Source organism: Microcoleus sp. Pol12B5 (assembly GCF_036701335.1).
Taxonomy (GTDB): Bacteria; Cyanobacteriota; Cyanobacteriia; order Cyanobacteriales; family Microcoleaceae; genus Microcoleus.
On record NZ_JAUBQQ010000006.1, the window covers coordinates 126,025 to 145,310 of the forward strand.

Here is a 19,286-nt window from a genome sequence, read left to right on the forward strand (position 1 = left end):
GTTTGACTTCAAATCCACATCCTAGTCAGAGTCAGGTTCGGGGTCGGGCGGTGGAGAAGGAGGAAAAGGGTCTGGATCTGGCAAGGGGTCGGGGCCGGGGTCGATAAAAGTAATAGCAAACGGAACTCGTTCCTCTGCAAAGATTGCGGCAATTTTAGCATTTTCACCACTCATCATTGCAGTCTGTTCTGCTTCAGTTAAACCCATTTCTTCCATTAAGGAACTGGGGTTGTTGAGGAAAGCACTTTGTTTGTTCGTGTCAAGTGCTAAATCTGTTAACAAATCCAATAGGTTACTCATGGGATATTCTCCTAAATCTCTAAGGTCACGAACAGTGAAAAACTAAACTAATCGTCATTAATTTTTTCAGTTGATTTTCTGGCAATTAAGGGTTTCATTAATTGGGTTCAGAAAATTTTAACACTATTCCATCATCGTGCAACTTTTTAAATATCTTTGTTCTGTGTTCATGTGAAAACACTGGAGTTTGATAAAGCCTTTCTGTAACGTAGTAAGGATTGATGAGGAATGCAAGCTCTAGATAAGCCGTTTCTGTACCAATATTACTTTTGTTTCCCAGAAGATGGCTTATTTCACCAAGAAAGAAAAGAATATAACTCCACATCTCTGTCACCTCAAAGTTTTTCCATAGCCATAATTGAGGCTCTTTTTCAACACCTGATGTAGGGTTCTTTATCACCTCTTCCAAAATAAGCTTCTTTAATTTATGTCCCTCCTCAGCATGACTATTTATCCATTTCAACTGCTCGATACTAACTGACGGTTTTGGAACATTAATTTGATGTCGCAATAGCTTTTTACATTGTTGGCAAAACTCCACTTCTGTATCTGCAAAAAACTGCTCTAATTTTCTTTGAATATTTTTAATGTCATTGGGTTTTAATGACCCCCTTTCTTCCTTCTTTTGGTTAGCTTCAATTATGGTGAGAATTAGCTTAGCCATCAAGTCACCTGGACTAAGTATCAAAGCTTGTTGGAGAAAAGCGATCGCCCTAATGTAGTGGCTTTTTTTATCCTCTGGGTCTGAGTGTTTCTTTGTCAAATAAAAAGACAAGAAAGCGTGTTCGTAAAGACTTACCCTGCCACTTTTTAAGAATGGAACGGGAGAAGAAGACTGTTGCAGAATCTGCATACTCGGAGCTATTACAGCTTCAACTTCCACATCCCAGAATGAATTTTCGTAGTGTTGAGTCAATCTGTAAACTGTCGATCGCATACCCCATGCCCAAGCGTATGTAGGCATGAGTTCAATCGCTCTGTTAAGGCATTTCAAAGCGTCTTTTGCGTGGTGTTTTATGTTTTCTTTTCCGCAAGAATTCTCTGGATTAGGTTGCTGAGATATCGGCTCCTTCAGGAATTGGATGATACCTTTAGTTATATACAGGCGATGGGTTGCCCCCAAGTGAGCTAATGCCCAGGCATAGTTACTGTCTTCTGGTGATTTAGCATCAAGCGCTTTTTGGAAATGCTCGATCGCCTTTTCAACATATTCTGGCCTTCTGTTATTTTCCGTAATTGCTCGAAGACGATAGGTTTCACCTAGCTGTGCATGAGCCCAGAAATACCTATCGTTTTTGTCGATCGCTTTCTTTAAATAATGTTTTGCTTTCCCATAATCCATCAAATGGTAATAGGTTGCTCCTAAGTGAGCATTAACCCAAGCATTGTCAGGATACATTTGGAGTTGTTCAAAGATCTCGATCGCCTGTTCGTAAGCCCCTGACAAGCGAAGAGTTTCTGCTTGTTGAGCCATCATCATATCGCTGGTATCCATCTGCATAAAATTATCCTGAAAAGACACTTGATGTTTAATTACTTGAAATTTGTTTTCTCAAACACTTAACTAGCGAGTAATGCCTGAGTTATCGGGTCGTCCCGCCAATCCAACCAAGCTGGATCGTGACCGACTAACTCAATGGCTTCATCGTTGATAGGAATAGCTTCTCGCAGATATTCCCATGCTTGTTCGCAGTTACCTGTCAAGATTGCTAAACCGCTGAGTCGGTAGAGAATATCTCCCCGATCCCCTGTCTCCCATTGAGAAAGCAATGCTGTTCGCGATCGCTCGATTTCGCTTGCTGCTTGGTCCACTCCCTGCCAACGCGCCTTAGATACTGCGATACAGTATAAAGCTGTCGTGTCATCAGCAACCTGTTGCAACCTCTGTTCGCAACAGGCGATCGCCTCAAAATATTGACCGTCATAGCAAAAGATCAACCCTTTCTCTGTGTGCTGATTTTTCCCTGCAAATATGGTTTCGTCAAGGGCGATCGCTCGATCGAAGTCAATCAGGGATTGCTTGTAGCACTTCATCAACTCATAAACGCGGCAGCGATAAGCGATCGCCCAAACGTAATCCGACTGACGCTCAATTGCTCGATCCAAGTCAGCCAGCGCCTTTGGGTAATATGCTTCTCCCAGAAAGCGGTAGGTTACGCCTCGGTGAGCGATCGCCCAATTATAATCAGGGTTCAGTTCAATGGCGCGGTTGAAATCTGCGAATGCCTCCTGATAGCGTTTCATCAAATAATAGGTTTCGCCCCGGTGTGCGATCGCCCAAGCATTGTCAGGTTCCAAGTCGAGCGATCGGTTGAAATCATCTAACGCAGCTTCAAAATTTCCCGTCAGCCGATGAGTTTCACCCCGATGAGCCAGAGCCTTCCCATCGTCAGGATTTTCTTCTATATAAAGCGACATTACCACATTTTTTCTCCTCTAACACATACACTTTTTATCTGCTGGAAAAAGAATGTAGTAAAAACTACATTCTCTTGGCAAAATACCTTAAGTTTCTTTAACAAAAGACATACCCAACCGTGCCATCATTTCACTGTCTACAGGTGCAGGCGCTTGAGGCGGAACATAAAGTGTCGAAACTAGAGTAACAGGACTTTCAGCCAGTTTGGACACAGGAATATGCTGGATAACTGGCTCGCAAACCGGGTAATAAACCGCTGCTTCGTAAACAATTATTTCGTGGTCAGAACCATAGTATGTTTCTAACACTTCAGCTAACACAGCTATACCGCGCAATTGAATCTCTTCTTGATAAAAACCCAGATTGCCGATCGTCGCAATCTGCCATAAAATTAAAGCACTGGTCGGGTCAAATTTCCGTCGCCGAATCAGAAAATCTGTCGCTTCAAAACTTTGACATCCGTTGCGTCCTGGGTCAAGACCCAAGTCAGCAAATAAGCAATCTTCCGCTGAAATTCCTGGTAACATTTGCGCCCTAAAACCTTCCCGACGCGCCTGTTTAATCGCTTCATGGGTGGGGTAAGCGAAAACACCGGGATGACCGTAAAAAACTGCACATACATTCAACCCCTGACGAACTTCAGCCAAAATGCGATCGACCATCTCCCGGTATGTCTCTCTGCGCCGCTGATTGTTGGTATTGTAAGGCAAGGCTTCTGCGGTGGGATTGAGTGTCTGTAGCCATTTAGCAGTAACAGGATCGGCTACGGCGAACAGAACTTTGTCAGCTTGCTCGATCGACGCCTTCGCTGCTAAGGTCAGATGACCAACTAATTGAATCCCCGTCCCGACAACAGTTAAAGATCCCGTTTTCAAATGTAACTTCCTCAATGCGATCGCAAAATGTGTTTCAGTTATGGTAGTAACGCAAATTGCTAGTAATATAATTAAAGCTGCTAAGAGGTAAGTTGTTACGCTCTTTTAGCTGTTATTGCAGCTCAGATAAAAGCAAAGCAAGCAAAACAACGTAGCATGATACAAATGACAACTTATCGTTGCTGGCTCGGTATTCCTGAAAAGTCCGATCGACTGCTACTTCAAACGATCGCCAAAATACTGCCTATAAAACTCGCAACTCACCGTCGCCAGATTGGCTTGTAAATTTACCAACCCCATACTTTCCAACTTAAATGCCTCCACTACATCCAATTCTACAGGTGTGCTGCTTTTTACCACTCGCATGAATGCTGCCAGCAACTATGGCTCCATTACGGTTCATTTAAGCTCGATCCGCCCTAGCCCCCCTCCTTAAAAAAGGGGGGGACAAGAACTTACTCTTACGTCCCCCAACAATCAGCAGGACGGTTTCATTCTCACCAAAATCGCGATTTTGACTCTTGTAGTGCCAAGAATGCCTACCCTCCCACAGACGATTTCACGGCGTTTCAGACATGGGGGCAGCCCCTACAAGAGAATGAAACAACCATCTCCTGTGCGGTGTAGTCGCACAGGAGATGTTGTGAACCGGGGTTTAGTCCTGACCAACTTTATTGCTAAATTCTCACTGCAAAAGATGCTGCTAATTCCCGTTCTGGTTCCATACCAACTGTAGGCGGCATGGAACGATTTGCTACTTGCTCAATTAGTTGTAGATGTTGCGGCAGCATTTTAGCTAAACTGTAGCGTTCTAGGGCGGTTTGCCGGGCTTTGATGCGAATTTCTGCCATGCGGGTAGGATGGTCTAAAACTTCATCAATGCGATCGGCTACTTGTTTCGGTGAGAAGTAATCGACCAGCAAACCGTTCTCTCCATCGCGGATAACTTCTCTGACTGGCCCTGTGTCGGAACCGATTACTAAACATCCGGTTGATAGAGATTCAATCATAGACCAAGATAGGACAAAAGGTCTGGTCAAATAAACGTGTACGTCGGATGCTTGAATTACTTTTAGATACAGTCCGTAAGGTAGGGGCCCGACAAAGTGAACTCGCGACAAATCTAGGGGTACTTTTTTGAGCATATAGTCTTTATAAGACTCGCCGTTTGGTAAAGAACGCCCATAACAAACTCTTTCTGAACCAACGATTACGACGTGACAATTGGGGCGGCGTTCTTGTACATAGGCGATCGACTCAATGAATTCAGGAAAACCCCGGTAAGGTTCCATTCCCCGCGATACGTAGGTGACAATTTCATCAACGCCAGACAAGTCTAAGTTAGGCAAAACCAGTTTAGCACCGGGGTCTGGTTTGAAGTAATCGGTATCTACGCCGTCGTGGAGTGTGGATAATTTTTGTTGTAATTCTGGCGGAAATTGCGATCGCTGCCAATAAGTGGGCGACAAACCCCAATCACAAGAGTATAAATCGATCAGAATCGGCGCATTTTTGATTCTAATTCTGGCCATATCGTCAACTGTTAAAGGTTCCGCTGGATCAAAATCTGCGTCGGAACCAATAGCATGATAAAACCACTCGAAATAGCACAAAAGCGGCGTATTTGGAAAAGCTTCTTTGACAAATAATGTCGGACCCCAACCGGAATGTCCGCAGATAATATCAGGTACGAAACCGTCTGCTTTGAGTTGTTCTGCCATTCTAAATACGGCTTGTCCGTAGATGACGGCACTTTCTAAAGGGCGGACGTATTGGTGAGTCTGTGCGTGGGGTTCCCGGCTGGGGGTAAATGCTGCTTTGCGAACGCCCGGAATGTTCCACTCTGGGCGCTCGTTTTTAGTGCCGAAGACAATTTGATTTTTGGGATCTGCGCCTAAAGCCGTGATAATGTGGCGGTATTGGGCGGGGAAGTTGGGATGGAGAAATAATGCTTTCATTGTCAGTTGTCTGTTGACTGTTGACTGTTGACTGTTGTTAGTTGAAAGAGAATATCTTGAGGCACTAAAAAGCTTGAGTTTTATTCATTGGGGGTTGGTGCTTTGCAGATCCAGACACAATCTCGCGGTACTGAAGATGTATTTTTCAGGATAATTTCATAGTTTAAATGATGGAGAAATTTTTCCATAATTGTATCAGTCATAACTGAAAATGCTGTGCCGTCTCTGTGTCCTAGCAAGTTTTTGTCCCACTCGCTGGCGAATTTTTGCCACCCTAATTCGCTAAAAATATTTGTGTGGTGAAACACGCAAATTCGATCGCCCTGCAGCAGTTTGGGAATTCGAGTCAGGTAGTTGAATATATCTACCGGCTCTACGTGTACCATTGTATCGTAACAAAAGCAGACATCGGCTGAACTTGGAGCGATGCCGTCTAATGTTAAACCGTCGAGTTTGACGTAAGAAACGCGATCGTCTCCCAAGCGCGATCGCGCCGCTTGCAGCATTTGACTGGAAATGTCTGCACAAATTAGTCGATCGCAATATTTCAGCAGCAGCGAACCAGTTTTTCCCCCGCCGATACCAATTTCTAAAACCGTATGTTCTTTTTTGATGTACGGTGCAATAAATTGCTGTTCTATCAGCGCTTCGTATTCGGCTAAGGAGTTGGCGGCACCGGCAGCTTTACCTATCCATTCGTCGCCAATATGGGCAAGTTCGGCATTAGTTTTTTGCCACTGTTGGGCGTAACTGTCCCAGGCCCTTTCATAATCTACTCTTGGGCGATCGGTCATTTTATCATCGTTCATTTTTGATTATTTTATAGTATTGATGGCTCAATTTTCAATATGTTCCGCAATTCTTGGCCAATTATATTAAATCCTGCCAAAAGTTTAGGATGTGAGTTACTGCCCTTCACGGGCGGGGACGCTGGCACTGTAAAATGACTAATGACGGCTGAAATATGCTTCGCAGAAAATCTCTGCATAAGCTTGAGTCATTTCCTCAAAAGTATTAAGTGAATCCAAGACATATTTAGCATTTTCAGCCAACTGCTGCCGCAAAGATTTGTCCTCCAGTAAACTAATCAAAGCTGCAACTAATTCGTCCGGGCGATCGGGCGTATAAAACAAACCATTAATTCCAGGCCGCACTTGTTCTTTAATTCCAAAAACCGGCGATGTAACAATTGGCAAATCGCAGACCATCGCCTCCAAAATCACTCTGGGAAAGCTTTCGACGCGAGAAGTGCAAACAAAAATATCAGCAGCTTTGTAATATTTTCCCGTCTCCCCAGTTTCCGGGACTACTGTCACCCTTTGCCGCAACTCTTCTGGTAATTCCCCCACCAACTCGGCTAATTTATTGCTGTAAATACTGGGGCGATCGCCCACAATAAAACACCTAATCTTATTGTGCCATTTATCAGGTAAAAGTGAAAGTGCCTTAACTAAATCCTGCTGACCTTTGCGTTCGCATACCGTTCCCAGCAGCAAAATTACCACATCTTCCGCTGCAACACCTAAAGTTTTTCTAGCCAATTCAGAATTCTCATAATTTTCCAGTTTGCTCAAATCTAAGCCATTGTGAATCACTGTAAAATTGTGGTGGCTGTTGAGAGGCAAATACCTGTCCCGCGTGGCATCGGCCACAAAAATCACTTTGTAAGGAAAGCGAAAACACTCTAAAGCTCTCGCCGCAATCTCCGAACCAAATCTGTTAAAATAAGTTTGCCAAGGTTCGCTTTCGTGCACGTTCCACACTGTAGGAGTTTCGAGTTGCCGCGCGGCATCAACTACAAAAAAGTTTTCTAAAGTATTGGCATAAATTGCATCTACTTTTAAACTGGCAATTTCTGTGCTAAAACTGCGGATGGCTTCATCATAAGCATCGCGCTGATAGATGTGTTCGAGAGGATTGTCGCGCACAATGACTTCAATTCCCTGCTGTTCGTAAGCTTGACGCAGGGGCCCGTCTGTTACGCAAAGTACGATCGGCTTAATCACACCCTCTGCCGCCAATTTCACCGCGATTTCGTACTGATGCAGCGGTGCCCCCGTAAAATCCAGCGAATTGCTGCACATCAAAACTCTGATAGGATGAATCAAATTCTCTGCTTCTGCTACCAACAAACCAGAATTATTAAATTTTACTTCTTCCTTATCCGTTACATCCGTTACATCCGTTACAAAATCCGTTGCCGAACCTTCTTCCTTCATAAAAACCCGTCGAGGTTGAATATGAAAATACTCATCTTCTAAAGACAAGTGAGGACTGTAAAAACTGTCATTTTTCCCCGCATACTTGCGCCTAAAAGCCGCCACTTCTTGAGGATTGTCGGTAAAACCCCTAGAAGTTCCCTCTTTGTGCAACAATTCCGCATCGGGACAATATACGCACCGATAACCGCGTTCTAACAATCGGTATCCGTAATCTGCATCATTGTAAGCAACAGCAAAATTATCCTCATCAAAACCGCCCAATTCTAAGAACAATTGACGCGGAGTAATCGTGCAAGCGGCTGTTACCGCAGAGTAATTTCGCGTTACCATCGCTTGAGAAAGATAGCCTCGATTATTCTTGTCCATCAGCTTAAAAGCATGACCAGCCAAACCGTGATGCAGCCCGTGAATTACGCCAGCGTGCTGAATTCTGCCGTCGGGATATAACAGCCGCGCGCCGACTGCACCCACGCCTGCGATTTGAGCGTATCCCACCATTTGACTCAGCCAGCGCGGGTTAATTACTTCAGTATCGTTGTTCAAAAACAACACATATTCGCTGTCAACTTGTTCCGCAGCGCGGTTGTTAATTGCTGCAAAACTAAACTTGCCGCCAGGATTTTTTATCCGCAAAACTTGGCAACTTAATTCCTTTAAGTATTCCAGAGTTTTCGGGTCGTCGCTTTCGTTGTCAATGACGGCAACTTGATAATTTTTGTATGTTGTAGTTTGTAGAGAATCCAGACAGGCTTTCAGCAATTTGAGCTGATTTTTAGTAGGAATAATTACCGTTACTGATGGGCCGTTATCAGGGAAATCCTGGGCAAATATCCCCAAATTTTCTTTAATCGCCCATGCGTGCTGAGCGACATTACCGTTAATTTGGCGGCGGTTTAGTGCGTCTTGAATGGCTTTTTGACCTGCGGAAAAACTGGCGGGTTTCGCGGCCCCAGATATGGCTGTAGAACCGGGTGCGGTTCGCCAGTGATACAGCACTAGCGGCAGGTGGGCGACGTGGCGAGAAATTTCGGTGGCTCTCAAGGCAAAATCGTAATCTTGCGAGCCTTCAAAACCTATCCGTAAACCGCCTATTTGTTCAAAAATGTGTTTTCTGACAGCGCACAAATGACCGAGATACATATAGGAAAGCAGCAGTTCCGGCGACCATTCCGGTTTGAATTGCGGGGCGAATCGGCGACCTTTAGTGTCGATTTTGTCGTCGTCGGAATAGAGAAAATCGGTGGCTGGATGGGTGGCAAAATATAGGGCGACTTCGCCTAAGGCGTCGGGAGTGAGTTCGTCGTCGTTGTCTAAAAACAGGATGATGTCGCCTGTTGCTAGGGCGGCGGCGCTGTTGGTAGCTGCGCTGATGTTGCCGTTTTCTGTACGAAATGTGATGCGGATACGATCGTCCTTTTGAACCCAGCTTTTCAAATTTTCAGCAACAGTAAATTCGGTGCTGCAATCATCGGCAATGCAGAGTTCCCAGTTTGGATAAACTTGATTGATTACACTGTCGATCGCACTTTCGAGAAAATCTATCTGCGGATTGTAAACTGGCATCACCACGGAAATTTTTGGCAGCGGTTCCCGGCAGGATTTTAACCGAGAAATCAAATAATCGCGCGCGCGATCGTTCCACTGATTCACCTCCAGCCAAGCGTCATACCTATCAATGGGTTGAGGCACCACAAAACCCGCCGGTGGCAGTAAATCTCCCGGCGCACTAAACTGTTTTTGCTGCCGATAAATCTTCCCCAACTGGCGGAGCACTTTCACAATTTCCCAGGGCAAGGGCACAATTCTACCAAGACGCTGTTTTCTTTCCCTGGCCCGCTGCTGAATTGCGGCTGTAAACCTTGATAACTCCTCAAATTTATCTGCACTTCGCTGCCAGAGATGGTAGCGCCGCACCGTCAATTTTTTCGGCGCTTGAAAAGACAAAATTTCCCCGGTTTCTAACTCAGCTTGCAGAGAAACGTGCCATTCCCCTGGCGGCAAATCCACAAGGGCCTCAAAACCGCTTTCCGAACTGTTAACCCAGTCGGGAAACACTTCCCCGACATCTTTTCGTCGTAAACCGTAGGCGCATTCTACAGAAGTATCGCCGCACAACAAGCTTAATTTAGCAATTTTGCGATCGTGGTGGCAGCACCAACCTGCAAACAAAATTTGGCCCTGACGCTGTTCCCACACCACCGGTACATCTAACGATGCTTGAATCGTTGAAACTAACAACGGATAAGCTGCCAAAAGATGCCATTTACCTCGATCGTCTTGGGCTTCCAGTAGCACTTCGTGTCGTCCGGCAGGCGCTTCCAATTGAATTGTAAAACCAGATTTCTTCGCAGCGGGAATATTAGAGTGTGCTAGCGCTATATCACTTCTCTCTATGCCGTAAACGCCTACGAAACTCTGGTCTTTAATTCTGACGCGGACTGCTGTAGTCTCTCTTTTTTGGTTAAAAACCCAGCCAACAATTAGCAGGTTGGAATCACAAACTTGCCAAGTAGTGGGTTGATCTAACGAAAAAATAAATTTAGGGAACAAGTCGCGGATTTTTCGCTGAACGTCCCACAACTTTTCTCTCACTTGCCACCATATTGAAGACTTGATTATAGCAAGTTCTGCCCGAAAAATTTCATTTTCCTGGAGGGAGTTTTCTAATCTTTCCTGAGTTTGACTTTGTGCTGTTTCTAGCTGAATTAACTCAGCTAACTTTTGCTGCAATATAAATTCAGTCTCTTCAAATTGTACCTGAGTTTGCCCTAATTCTGCTTCTAATTCTAATACTTTCGCTAAAGCTGTTTGAAATTGCGATTCTTTGCCGGCAAGCTGTACCTGAGTTTGTCCTAATTCTGTTTCTAATCCCAGGAGTTTCGCTAACGCTTCTTGAAATTGCGATTCTTTACCGGCAAGCTGTACCTGAGTTTGCCCTAATCCTGCTTCTAATTTTAAGACTTTTGTTAAAGCTTCTTGAAATTGCGATTCTTTGCCGGCAAGCTGTACCTGAGTTTGTCCTAATTCTGCTTCTAATCCCAGGAGTTTTGCTAAAGCTTCTTGAAAATTTGATTCTTTGCCTGCAAGCTGTACTTGAGTTGCTCCTAATTCTGTCTCTAATCCCAACACTTTCGCCTGGGCCTGGTGAAATTGTTCTTGCCACTGTTTGAGTTCGGAAGAGCTAGTTTTTTGCTGTTTTTCCAGCAAGCGGATTTTTAGCCAATCTTCAAATGGCCAGATTGGAGATGCTGGGAAATGAATAACTTGATCGATCGCACCTTTCGATTCGCTGCTGAGATTCCCAGCTTGGGTTTCCAAAAGTTCATAGAGTTCTAATGCTTCGGGAAAATATTTTTCTATTAAACTTGGTCTGTGACTTTTGACAATATCGTTGACTAATAAAGATTCTTCAAAATTGTCGCCCGGTATCGTACCTAAGTTAACATTAAATTTTTCGTTGACTCGATCGAGGAAAAGTTCAGGAGTGTTCCCGATGGGGTAAACGTTGGCGAGGAGACAGCGATGGGGAAAGCGTTCGTAAAGTTCTAAAACTTTTTGATTGTAGTGAATCCACATTTTTACTGCCATTTCGGGATTTTGCAGCAAGCTGACATCGGTTCCCCGGCGATAAAGGGAATCGACTACTTCCCAGGGCGATCGATAAACACAGATAAAATTAGCTTCAGGGAGCAAATTCAGCCAAAAATCCCAAAAAAGGGCTGTTCGCGGGTCTTTCCAACCCCAATGTTTGTGAGTTTGTTGATTTTGGTCGATCGCCCTTTTGGCGATTTCGACGTATTCTGGTGCTACCGGAATCGTTTTTTCAAACGTACAGCCGAGTTCATCAATACCGTGCGATCGTAAAACACTTTTGTGAAACTCCACAAAATCAACATTCTCGAAATGACCTTTCACATTTCCGTCGGCCGGGCCCACTAACTTTTTGCCAATATCAACCCCAACTTTCTGAAACAAAGAAGCTGTTAAAGACGTACCGGAACGGTGCATTCCGGTAACAATAAAAACCGACGGTTTGCTGTCATTAGTACTCACAATTTATCTCCCTCGCCCTAATACCCACACCAACCAAATTTACTCACTAATCTCCCGCTAAGCCCAGGGAGCGCCTGACTTGAAACCACGCGCTTCTAATCTTCCAGAACTTGCTGCTTTCCATTGCCAAAACCCGACACTTCGCTTGCTCTAGTTCTTGCTTGAGATTAATTAGCTGATTTTCTGTTTTCTCTAACTGCGTTTGCACAGCTAGTAACTGATTTTGAGTTTGCTCCAATTGCATTTGAGCGGAAATTAATTGAGTTTGAGATTCTTGCAAATTTGTTTGAGATTCTTCCAACTTTGTTTGAGTAATCATTAACTTACTTTGATTTTGCTCCCATTCCATCCTAGCCGACTCTAACTGAGTCTCAAGTAATTTTAGTTTTGTCTGATTAGAACCCAATAAAGACTGCGATTCTCTTTGGTTAATCAGCGATTTAACAGTGCAAGTTTCCAGAATCCATGCCAAACCATAGTTATTGATTGCTTTGACTATTAACACATCCTGCAGCGCTACAGTGTTTTTGGGTAAATAACACCTCCACCCGGACTGCAAAGCCCCATCATTTTCAAAATATCCAGCCACATCCGGGCGATCGTAAAAAGGCTCGCACCTCTGTACAACCTCGCCGTTTACCAGCACTTGCAGCTCCTCAATTCGACCGTCGAGATTCACATCAGCTACCCATCCTTCCAGATACAAATTCTCCTTATTCGTAAAAGCAGCAACATCAATATATCCTTCCGGGTGATGATTGAATTTCAACTCCGAAAAATCTCTAACTAGCTCATTTGTGACAACATACAAATCCTGAAATCTGCATATACCTTTTTTGATGCGGTGAACAAAAGCTTTGCCTCCGCTAACTCGCTCGACACATTCTCTCACAAACTTTTCAGTTACATAAGTTGTGCCGTATTCCTCCTTATCTAAAGACTGGCTTTCGCTTTGAGGACTAAACAAAATACCATTAGCCGGCATTTCTATATTGGCTAGGCGCAAACACTCATCGTGTACGCTGAACATCAAAATGCCGTTATGAGTCAACAAATCGTACAAATTTTGCAACCAACTTGTAAAAGTTCTTTCCGGCATATGGCTGAAAAAAGAATTAGCCAGAATACAGTCAAACTTGCGGTCAATTAAATAATTTTCTGGTTTCCCAGTTGAGACAATACCGTTGACGCCCAAGTAGTCAGTTTGAAACTTGACTGCGTTAGCATAAATATCAGAAACCCAAATTTGTTCCGGCGGTATTTCCTGAATCAAAAATCTGGTAAATCGACCGTAACCACAAGCAAAATCTAGAAAAGAGGGTACCTTTTCAAAACTGCCAAAATGCCATTCCACAACTTGTTTAACCGTATCCAAGATGCGACGCCCTATCGAGTAATAGCGCACCAAAGCGCGATCGCGATCGTCTTTGACGTTGTTCAAGCTGAACAAATACATTTCATCGTCTTCGCAGATATTCAGTTTAAAATTTTCAGGAAACTTAGTTTGATCTTGAATAAATGCTTTGATTACGGGATTTTCGACTAAATCTAAATTGATATCGCTCATTGTTTTTACAGAATTTTAGATAACCTCTGTTGACTGCTCTTTTACTAGAGCATCAGCATTAACAACAGTTAAACACGGTTCGATCAGCAAGTCAACGATGCCGTTACCGCAAGACTCAGTACAAGACTGAACTCTAAACATCGCCACATCAACACAGCGATCCAGATAAGTTAAATCTCCATCTACCGTTCCCACAACTCCAGCATTCAGAAAATAAACACCGGGATTCAGCAAACATTTAAAATGAAACTTTACTACAATTGTCGTTCCTGCTTCCACGTACCTAACTGACTGAGTAGAAGCCTTCAAAGAAGCACCCGCCAACTCAAAACCGCTAATTGTTTTAATCAACATTCCAAACCTAACCTTGGAAGTTGACCGCGAGAAAGTGACAGAGTAAGTATAAATATAATCTTGACGACCTAGCAAGTGATTTACCACCTTTCCCTTCAGCGTCTCGATGTGGGGGTTGATAATTTCCGCTCCACGAGACGGATACCTTACCGTATTCGACGGTATCATCCCCGGATCGTAAAATTCATCGTAATATTCCTGGGGTTTAGAAAGATGTTGCTCCGGTTTAACTTCCCTCTTTGTGCTTTCTAAATTAGCATCCTGAAGCTGGTCTTGACTTTCCTGTTTTGTCAGTTGGTTCAGAGTTCTAATATCTGACTTCAACCCCAAAACCTGATCCGGATCGGCATAAATCAGCTTTTGATACTTAGAAATTACCACCTTCGGCGTGTGAGCGAGCAGCAATTCACCGCTATCCATTAAAATGGCCGAGGTACAAAGTTGCACCACAGAAGTAGCAGCGTGAGAAACAAATAAAATTGTTCCGCCACCTTCCTGAATGCTTTGCAAGCGGGCAAAACACTTGCGTTGAAAAGCTTCGTCGCCCACCGAAAGCGCCTCGTCAACCACCAAAATATCGGGTTCGACGCTAGTTGCAACGGCAAAAGCTAGCCTGACAAACATACCGCTAGAATAAGTCTTGACTGGCTGTTCAATGAAATCCCCAATATCAGCAAAAGCAGCTATATCGTCAAACTTTTCTTCAGTTTCTTTTTGATTGAATCCCAGTAACTGAGCGTTAAAAAACACATTTTGTCGCCCAGTAAATTCCGGGTTAAACCCGCTCCCGAGTTCTAACAAAGCGGATACTCGGCCTTTAACATCGACGCTTCCTGTTGTAGGTGTGAGCGTCCCCACAATTATTTGCAGGAGAGTGCTTTTTCCCGAACCATTGCGACCGACGATTCCCAGAGTTTGTCCTTGAGGGATTTCCAGATTGATGTCGTGTAGGGCCCAAAATTCGTCAGCCAGTTTTTTGCTGGGGTAAATAATTTCCTTTAAGCGGTCTCCTGGACGATCGTACCGCTTAAAGCATTTGGAAACATTTTTTAGTGAAATTACATTTTCTGTCATTGGCGGCAGTCAATCGATTTTAGATTTTAGATTTTAGATTTTAGATTGACTTGAAATCTCAAACATATTTACAGCACAATCGATTTTAGATTTTAGATTTTAGATTTTAGATTGACTGTAGATCTCAAACAAATTTACAGCACGTCAGCAAAAGCGGGACGCAAACGCCGGTAAACCGCCAAACCTCCACAAAATATAGCCGCAGAAATTAGCGTGGCGACACCCCATTCGCCCCAATGCTTAACTTCTCCAAGCAGTATGAGGTCTCGATAAACCTCCGAGATGGTGGCCATTGGATTCAGCCAAAATATCCACACTCGCCAATCTTGGGGGATGATTGATGCTGGGTAGACGATCGGCGTCAAATAAAACCAAAAATTTAGAATAACACCTAATGTCTGAGGAATGTCTCGCAAAAATACAGTCAAGCCCGCTGTCAAATATCCCAAACCAGCAGTTATCAGTAACTGAGGTATCCACACTAGCGGCAGCAAGCATAAAGTAGCGTTGAGCTTTTGCGACGACACTGCTACTATCACAATCAAAGCTGCTAAACCCAGAGAACTTTCAAGAAAAGCTGTAAAAATCGGCACTAGCGGCAGTAAACCGAGAGGAAATACCACTTTTTTGACTAAATTCGGCTGTCCAACCACCGATACTGCCGACTTGATCAAACCGCTGGTGAAGGCAGTCCAAGGCAGCAAACCTGCAAACAACCAGACTCCAAATGTAATGTCGCTGTTTTCTGGGAAGCCTGCAAGGCTGAGCTTTACCTTGAGGACGATCGAAAATACGTATGTGTAAATCACCAATTGCGATAGCTGATTCAGCAGCGGCCACAAATTGCCCAGAATCGAGCCTTTGTATTGAGATTCCAAGTCCCGGCGCACCAGTGTTGCCAGCAGATTCAGCTTCGCCCACCGCCGGGGCGTACTTGCCGGCCGCCGGCCGCGCACCCTTCGGGCCTTTTGGGCAACTCCTTTCACCGTTCTCAGCAATTTTTTCGCCCTCGTTCACTACCTTCACACCTAAATCAACTCAAGCTACAATTGTGCAGCTTTTGTTAAACCGCAATTATTCCACAGCCCCGTCGTTTTGATCAAGCATCTGCCACCCCGGCTTGGGCTTATTCCTTCTTTCTTCTTTCCCCTTCCTTCGGAGGTTATTTTAGCCGATCGCCGATCGAACTGCCGAACCGATCGCTAGTTTTTGCTCGTCGTCGTACCCCCACCGCTGGAAAAATTTTTCATACTCGCCGTTGGCACTCTGCAAACTTTCTAGCATTTGCGACGCTATAGTTTGACAGGCTGGCATTTGCAGCATTTGAATTAAATTGCGCGATCGCTCCTGCACTCTAGCAGAATCGGCCGCCATTTCCTGCTTTTGCTGGCGCGAATGATGCACAACCATTGCCGCCGACATCGCCAAATTTTTCACCAGCAGTTCTGCTACGATCTCAGGAGCCGATCGCAGCGCCTCGACTACTCCGGGTGACGGATGATCTGCCTCCTGTCGATCGTCCGTTAGATAGGTGACAAAAAACCCCCTAGCACCGTTCTGTGTTTTCACCAGAGATGTAACAGCTTGCTGGATGTCGGCTTGTAAAAGTCGATCGGCCTCCATGAACGACAGTAAAGATTGAGTCAGCTCGATCGCCCCCTCAAAAGTTATGCTTTCGGATGCTAATAAAGAAGATGGAATACTCATAACGAACTCAATAATTTTAAAGATTCTGCTAACAAGTGTAAACAATTCCCGCTGCCCGAACGCAGATAAATATGGCTATTATATCCTCCAAACAACAGCCTCCCGATCCAAATCTACCTGAAGACATAGCCCCGGCCCGTCGCAAAAAAGCCGCCAAACCCCAGGCGGAATCTTTGCTAGAATCGCAAGAGTTACCCGACGAAATCAACAGTAAACAAGACGACAAAATCCGACCCCAACGGCTAGCTGAATACATCGGGCAAAAAGACTTGAGAGAAGTTTTGGCGATCGCAATTGCAGCAGCCAAATCTCGCGGCGAACCTATGGATCACCTGTTACTCTACGGGCCTCCAGGGTTGGGAAAAACTACAATGTCGCTAATTTTAGCAGCAGAAATGGAAGTTGAATGCAAAATCACCACCGCCCCAGCTTTAGAAAAACCGCGAGATATTGTCGGATTGCTGATCAACCTCAAAGCAGGCGACGTGCTGTTTATCGACGAAATTCACCGTTTATCTAAAGTTACAGAAGAAATCCTCTATCCGGCGATGGAAGACTGTCGGTTAGATATTACGATCGGTCAAGGCAAAAGTGCCAAAATTCGCAGCATTCCCCTCAAACCCTTTACCTTAGTAGGAGCAACTACAAAAGTCGGATCGCTGACATCTCCATTGCGCGATCGTTTCGGATTGATCCAAAGATTGCGGTACTACGAAATAGACGAACTTAGTCTAATTGTCCAAAGAAGTGCCCAAGTTCTCGACACTCAAATCACCCCAGAAGGAGCCACAGAAATTGCCCGCCGAGCCCGCGGAACCCCCCGGATCGCTAACCGCTTGCTGCGGCGAGTTAGAGACTACAGCGAAGTCAAAAATTTAAAGCCAATTAATGCCGAAATTGCATCAGTCGCCCTCGAATTGTTCAACGTCGATCCGCTAGGTTTGGATTGGACAGATCGATGCCTTTTGACAGCAATGATCGAAAACTTTAACGGCGGCCCGGTGGGTTTAGAAACTCTCGCAGCTTCCACAGGAGAAGACACTCAAACAATTGAGGATGTATACGAACCTTATTTAATGCAAATCGGATTTTTGCAGCGAACAAGTCGCGGCAGAATTGCTACAGCCGCTGCTTGGAAACACTTAGGCTTCATCGGCTCAAAGGAGTAGAAATTGCTGAATTACGCAGCCATTCCGTTTGTAGTTGCGCTTTAGGACTTGATCTCAACTACAAACTTTGGGGCGCAAAGATAGCAACTACGAACCTCTCGGCGTTCCAGCCCAAGTGCCAACGAGGAATATAAATTAAATCTCCCGCTCTTTGATAATAGTGGCATCAGATTCTACACAATTGGAAACAAACTGCACATTCCGCAGAATTTTTTCTCGTTCCCCTGCAATCTTAATCGCAGTTTCCCAAGTAAAAGTAAAAGATTGAAAAGATTCAGAATCAATCCGATCTTCATCCAAATCCACAATCACTTGATTAAAAATATTAAATAACTCTGCCTGCAACCGATCGATTTCTTCCAAAGTTTGCGCTTGGCGAATTTGTTGGATCAAACTTAAAATATCCAAATTAAATTTATCAGCTCGATTTTTTTGTTTCTGCAAAAAGCGCGATCGCAACTGCCAAAGCCAAGAAGCCAAAAGAGTGCCGATGGACAAAAACAAACCGATAGCATCAGAATTAGCAGCAACAAAATCCGGCTTTTCGCGATCGTAATAAGCCTGAGCCCCCTCATGAACGGGCAAAGACAAACTCCCGCTGCCTCCCGGCTGACTAATCATAGCTCCCAGGGAATTAGCAGCTACCAAGTTGCGGCGATGCTCGAACAAAATTCGCGTAATTTCCTTGACGATTATCGGATCTAGATCCTCCCCAGCCAGCAGATTAGCCTGCACTCCAACGCTGGGTAAATCCGCATCGGGAACCGCAGGATCTGCCTTGTAAGTACCTTTGGGAATCACATCAGCTTCCAGATAAGGCACTTTAATTCTCATCGCAGCTCCTTGGTCAATCGGCACCAACTTGCCCAGGGTATTTTGCAACAAATCGCTAACAACATTGCTCCCCGGAGGTAGCACCCTAAAAATAGCATCAACCTCGCCACTAGCAAACAACTTAGTAGCGTCATCCCAAGAGCCAGCAGTAAACTTAAAATCGCTTTCTTTCAAACCGTAATGTTTGCTGACCAACCAAAAAGAAGTGTAAGAACCGCTGCCTTCAGCCATCAGCGCAATATTTTTTCCCTGTAAATCAGCAACATTTTGAATACCAGACTTTTCTGAAACAATTAAGTGAAAAACCTCCTTAAACAAAGCAGCCACTACCCTCGCAGAAGGCCCCCCCTCTGTATTGTTCTGCACGATCGCTAACTGCACCTCATTTGCCTGAAGCAGGCGCATATTTTCCTCAGCACCTTGAGTCTCAATAACTCGAATTCGTAGACGCGGATTTTGTTGGGTAACTACCTCAGCAATTGCCTGCCCGAAAGGATAATAATTCCCGCTTTTCGTTCCAGTCGCCAGGGTTAATTCATGGACTCGCTGTTTGTCTTGGTGCAGATTCCACCCAAAAGCTCCAATCAAGACAACACTTAATAGAGCAATGGGAAACAGAAATTTATTTTGCATTAAGGTTGAGACTCCATCAATAATGGCAAAATCAAAAGTATTGTAGTTGAAAATGAAAATTGGACTCCGGAAATTCGACGCGCCCGATAGTGGAGGAGCCAATGCCCGATGCCCGATGCCC

14 protein-coding genes are annotated in these 19,286 nt (G+C 44.5%); 1 reads left to right on the top strand and 13 read right to left on the bottom strand.

Going from position 1 to position 19,286, the window contains the following annotated elements:
• Positions 1-21 precede the first annotated feature (21 nt).
• From QUA24_RS05655 to QUA24_RS05710, 12 genes are all read right to left on the bottom strand, one after another.
• Entirely contained in the window at positions 22-300 is a 279-nt protein-coding gene (locus QUA24_RS05655; RefSeq protein ID WP_333227902.1) for a hypothetical protein, read from the bottom strand.
• 97 nt (positions 301-397) lie between these two features.
• Positions 398-1,795, bottom strand: a complete 1,398-nt coding sequence (locus QUA24_RS05660) for a tetratricopeptide repeat protein (protein WP_333227904.1) — start codon at positions 1,793-1,795, stop codon at positions 398-400.
• A 65-nt stretch (positions 1,796-1,860) separates the two neighbouring features.
• Positions 1,861-2,718 (bottom strand): tetratricopeptide repeat protein, encoded by an 858-nt coding sequence (locus QUA24_RS05665; RefSeq protein WP_333227906.1) that lies wholly within the window; start codon positions 2,716-2,718, stop codon positions 1,861-1,863.
• 87 nt (positions 2,719-2,805) lie between these two features.
• Positions 2,806-3,594: an SAM-dependent methyltransferase gene (locus QUA24_RS05670; RefSeq protein ID WP_333227908.1), complete on the bottom strand. Its 789-nt coding sequence runs from the start codon at positions 3,592-3,594 to the stop codon at positions 2,806-2,808.
• Positions 3,595-3,810: 216 nt separating this feature from the next.
• Entirely contained in the window at positions 3,811-3,975 is a 165-nt protein-coding gene (locus QUA24_RS05675; protein ID WP_333227910.1) for an AAA-like domain-containing protein, read from the bottom strand.
• Positions 3,976-4,271: 296 nt separating this feature from the next.
• Positions 4,272-5,552: a glycosyltransferase family 4 protein gene (locus QUA24_RS05680; RefSeq protein WP_333073645.1), complete on the bottom strand. Its 1,281-nt coding sequence runs from the start codon at positions 5,550-5,552 to the stop codon at positions 4,272-4,274.
• Positions 5,553-5,632: 80 nt separating this feature from the next.
• Positions 5,633-6,361, bottom strand: a complete 729-nt coding sequence (locus QUA24_RS05685) for a class I SAM-dependent methyltransferase (protein WP_333082268.1) — start codon at positions 6,359-6,361, stop codon at positions 5,633-5,635.
• Positions 6,362-6,499: 138 nt separating this feature from the next.
• The gene (locus QUA24_RS05690; protein ID WP_333227911.1) at positions 6,500-11,827 is read right to left on the bottom strand and encodes a glycosyltransferase; all 5,328 of its coding nucleotides are present in this window, start codon (positions 11,825-11,827) and stop codon (positions 6,500-6,502) included.
• A gap of 46 nt (positions 11,828-11,873) precedes the next feature.
• Positions 11,874-13,394 carry a methyltransferase gene (locus QUA24_RS05695; protein WP_333227913.1) on the bottom strand — a complete coding sequence of 507 codons (1,521 nt, stop codon included), beginning with the start codon at positions 13,392-13,394 and terminating at the stop codon, positions 11,874-11,876.
• A 15-nt stretch (positions 13,395-13,409) separates the two neighbouring features.
• The gene (locus QUA24_RS05700) at positions 13,410-14,822 is read right to left on the bottom strand and encodes an ABC transporter ATP-binding protein (protein ID WP_333082265.1); all 1,413 of its coding nucleotides are present in this window, start codon (positions 14,820-14,822) and stop codon (positions 13,410-13,412) included.
• Between the two features lie 134 nt (positions 14,823-14,956).
• Complete coding sequence (locus tag QUA24_RS05705) at positions 14,957-15,808, bottom strand: ABC transporter permease (protein WP_333227915.1); 852 nt, start codon at positions 15,806-15,808, stop codon at positions 14,957-14,959.
• A 181-nt stretch (positions 15,809-15,989) separates the two neighbouring features.
• A complete protein-coding gene (locus tag QUA24_RS05710; RefSeq protein ID WP_333227917.1) occupies positions 15,990-16,529 on the bottom strand; it encodes a hypothetical protein in 540 nt (179 codons plus the stop codon).
• 71 nt (positions 16,530-16,600) lie between these two features.
• Here QUA24_RS05710 and ruvB point away from each other — a divergent pair, with 71 nt between their 5' ends.
• Positions 16,601-17,698 carry a Holliday junction branch migration DNA helicase RuvB gene (gene ruvB, locus QUA24_RS05715; protein WP_333227919.1) on the top strand — a complete coding sequence of 366 codons (1,098 nt, stop codon included), beginning with the start codon at positions 16,601-16,603 and terminating at the stop codon, positions 17,696-17,698.
• A 135-nt stretch (positions 17,699-17,833) separates the two neighbouring features.
• Here the strand turns inward: ruvB and QUA24_RS05720 are convergent, their stop codons facing one another.
• The gene (locus tag QUA24_RS05720; RefSeq protein ID WP_333227921.1) at positions 17,834-19,165 is read right to left on the bottom strand and encodes a TAXI family TRAP transporter solute-binding subunit; all 1,332 of its coding nucleotides are present in this window, start codon (positions 19,163-19,165) and stop codon (positions 17,834-17,836) included.
• Between the last annotated feature and the right edge of the window lie 121 nt (positions 19,166-19,286).

What these genes read in the sequence shown, in the direction of transcription:
- QUA24_RS05655 (WP_333227902.1), bottom strand. Translation starts at nt 300, where the DNA reads ATGAGTAACCTATTGGATTTGTTAACAGATTTAGCACTTGACACGAAC.
- QUA24_RS05660 (WP_333227904.1), bottom strand. Translation starts at nt 1,795, where the DNA reads ATGGATACCAGCGATATGATGATGGCTCAACAAGCAGAAACTCTTCGC.
- QUA24_RS05665 (WP_333227906.1), bottom strand. Translation starts at nt 2,718, where the DNA reads ATGTCGCTTTATATAGAAGAAAATCCTGACGATGGGAAGGCTCTGGCT.
- QUA24_RS05680 (WP_333073645.1), bottom strand. Translation starts at nt 5,552, where the DNA reads ATGAAAGCATTATTTCTCCATCCCAACTTCCCCGCCCAATACCGCCAC.
- QUA24_RS05685 (WP_333082268.1), bottom strand. Translation starts at nt 6,361, where the DNA reads ATGAACGATGATAAAATGACCGATCGCCCAAGAGTAGATTATGAAAGG.
- QUA24_RS05695 (WP_333227913.1), bottom strand. Translation starts at nt 13,394, where the DNA reads ATGAGCGATATCAATTTAGATTTAGTCGAAAATCCCGTAATCAAAGCA.
- QUA24_RS05700 (WP_333082265.1), bottom strand. Translation starts at nt 14,822, where the DNA reads ATGACAGAAAATGTAATTTCACTAAAAAATGTTTCCAAATGCTTTAAG.
- QUA24_RS05710 (WP_333227917.1), bottom strand. Translation starts at nt 16,529, where the DNA reads ATGAGTATTCCATCTTCTTTATTAGCATCCGAAAGCATAACTTTTGAG.
- ruvB (WP_333227919.1), top strand. Translation starts at nt 16,601, where the DNA reads ATGGCTATTATATCCTCCAAACAACAGCCTCCCGATCCAAATCTACCT.
- QUA24_RS05720 (WP_333227921.1), bottom strand. Translation starts at nt 19,165, where the DNA reads ATGCAAAATAAATTTCTGTTTCCCATTGCTCTATTAAGTGTTGTCTTG.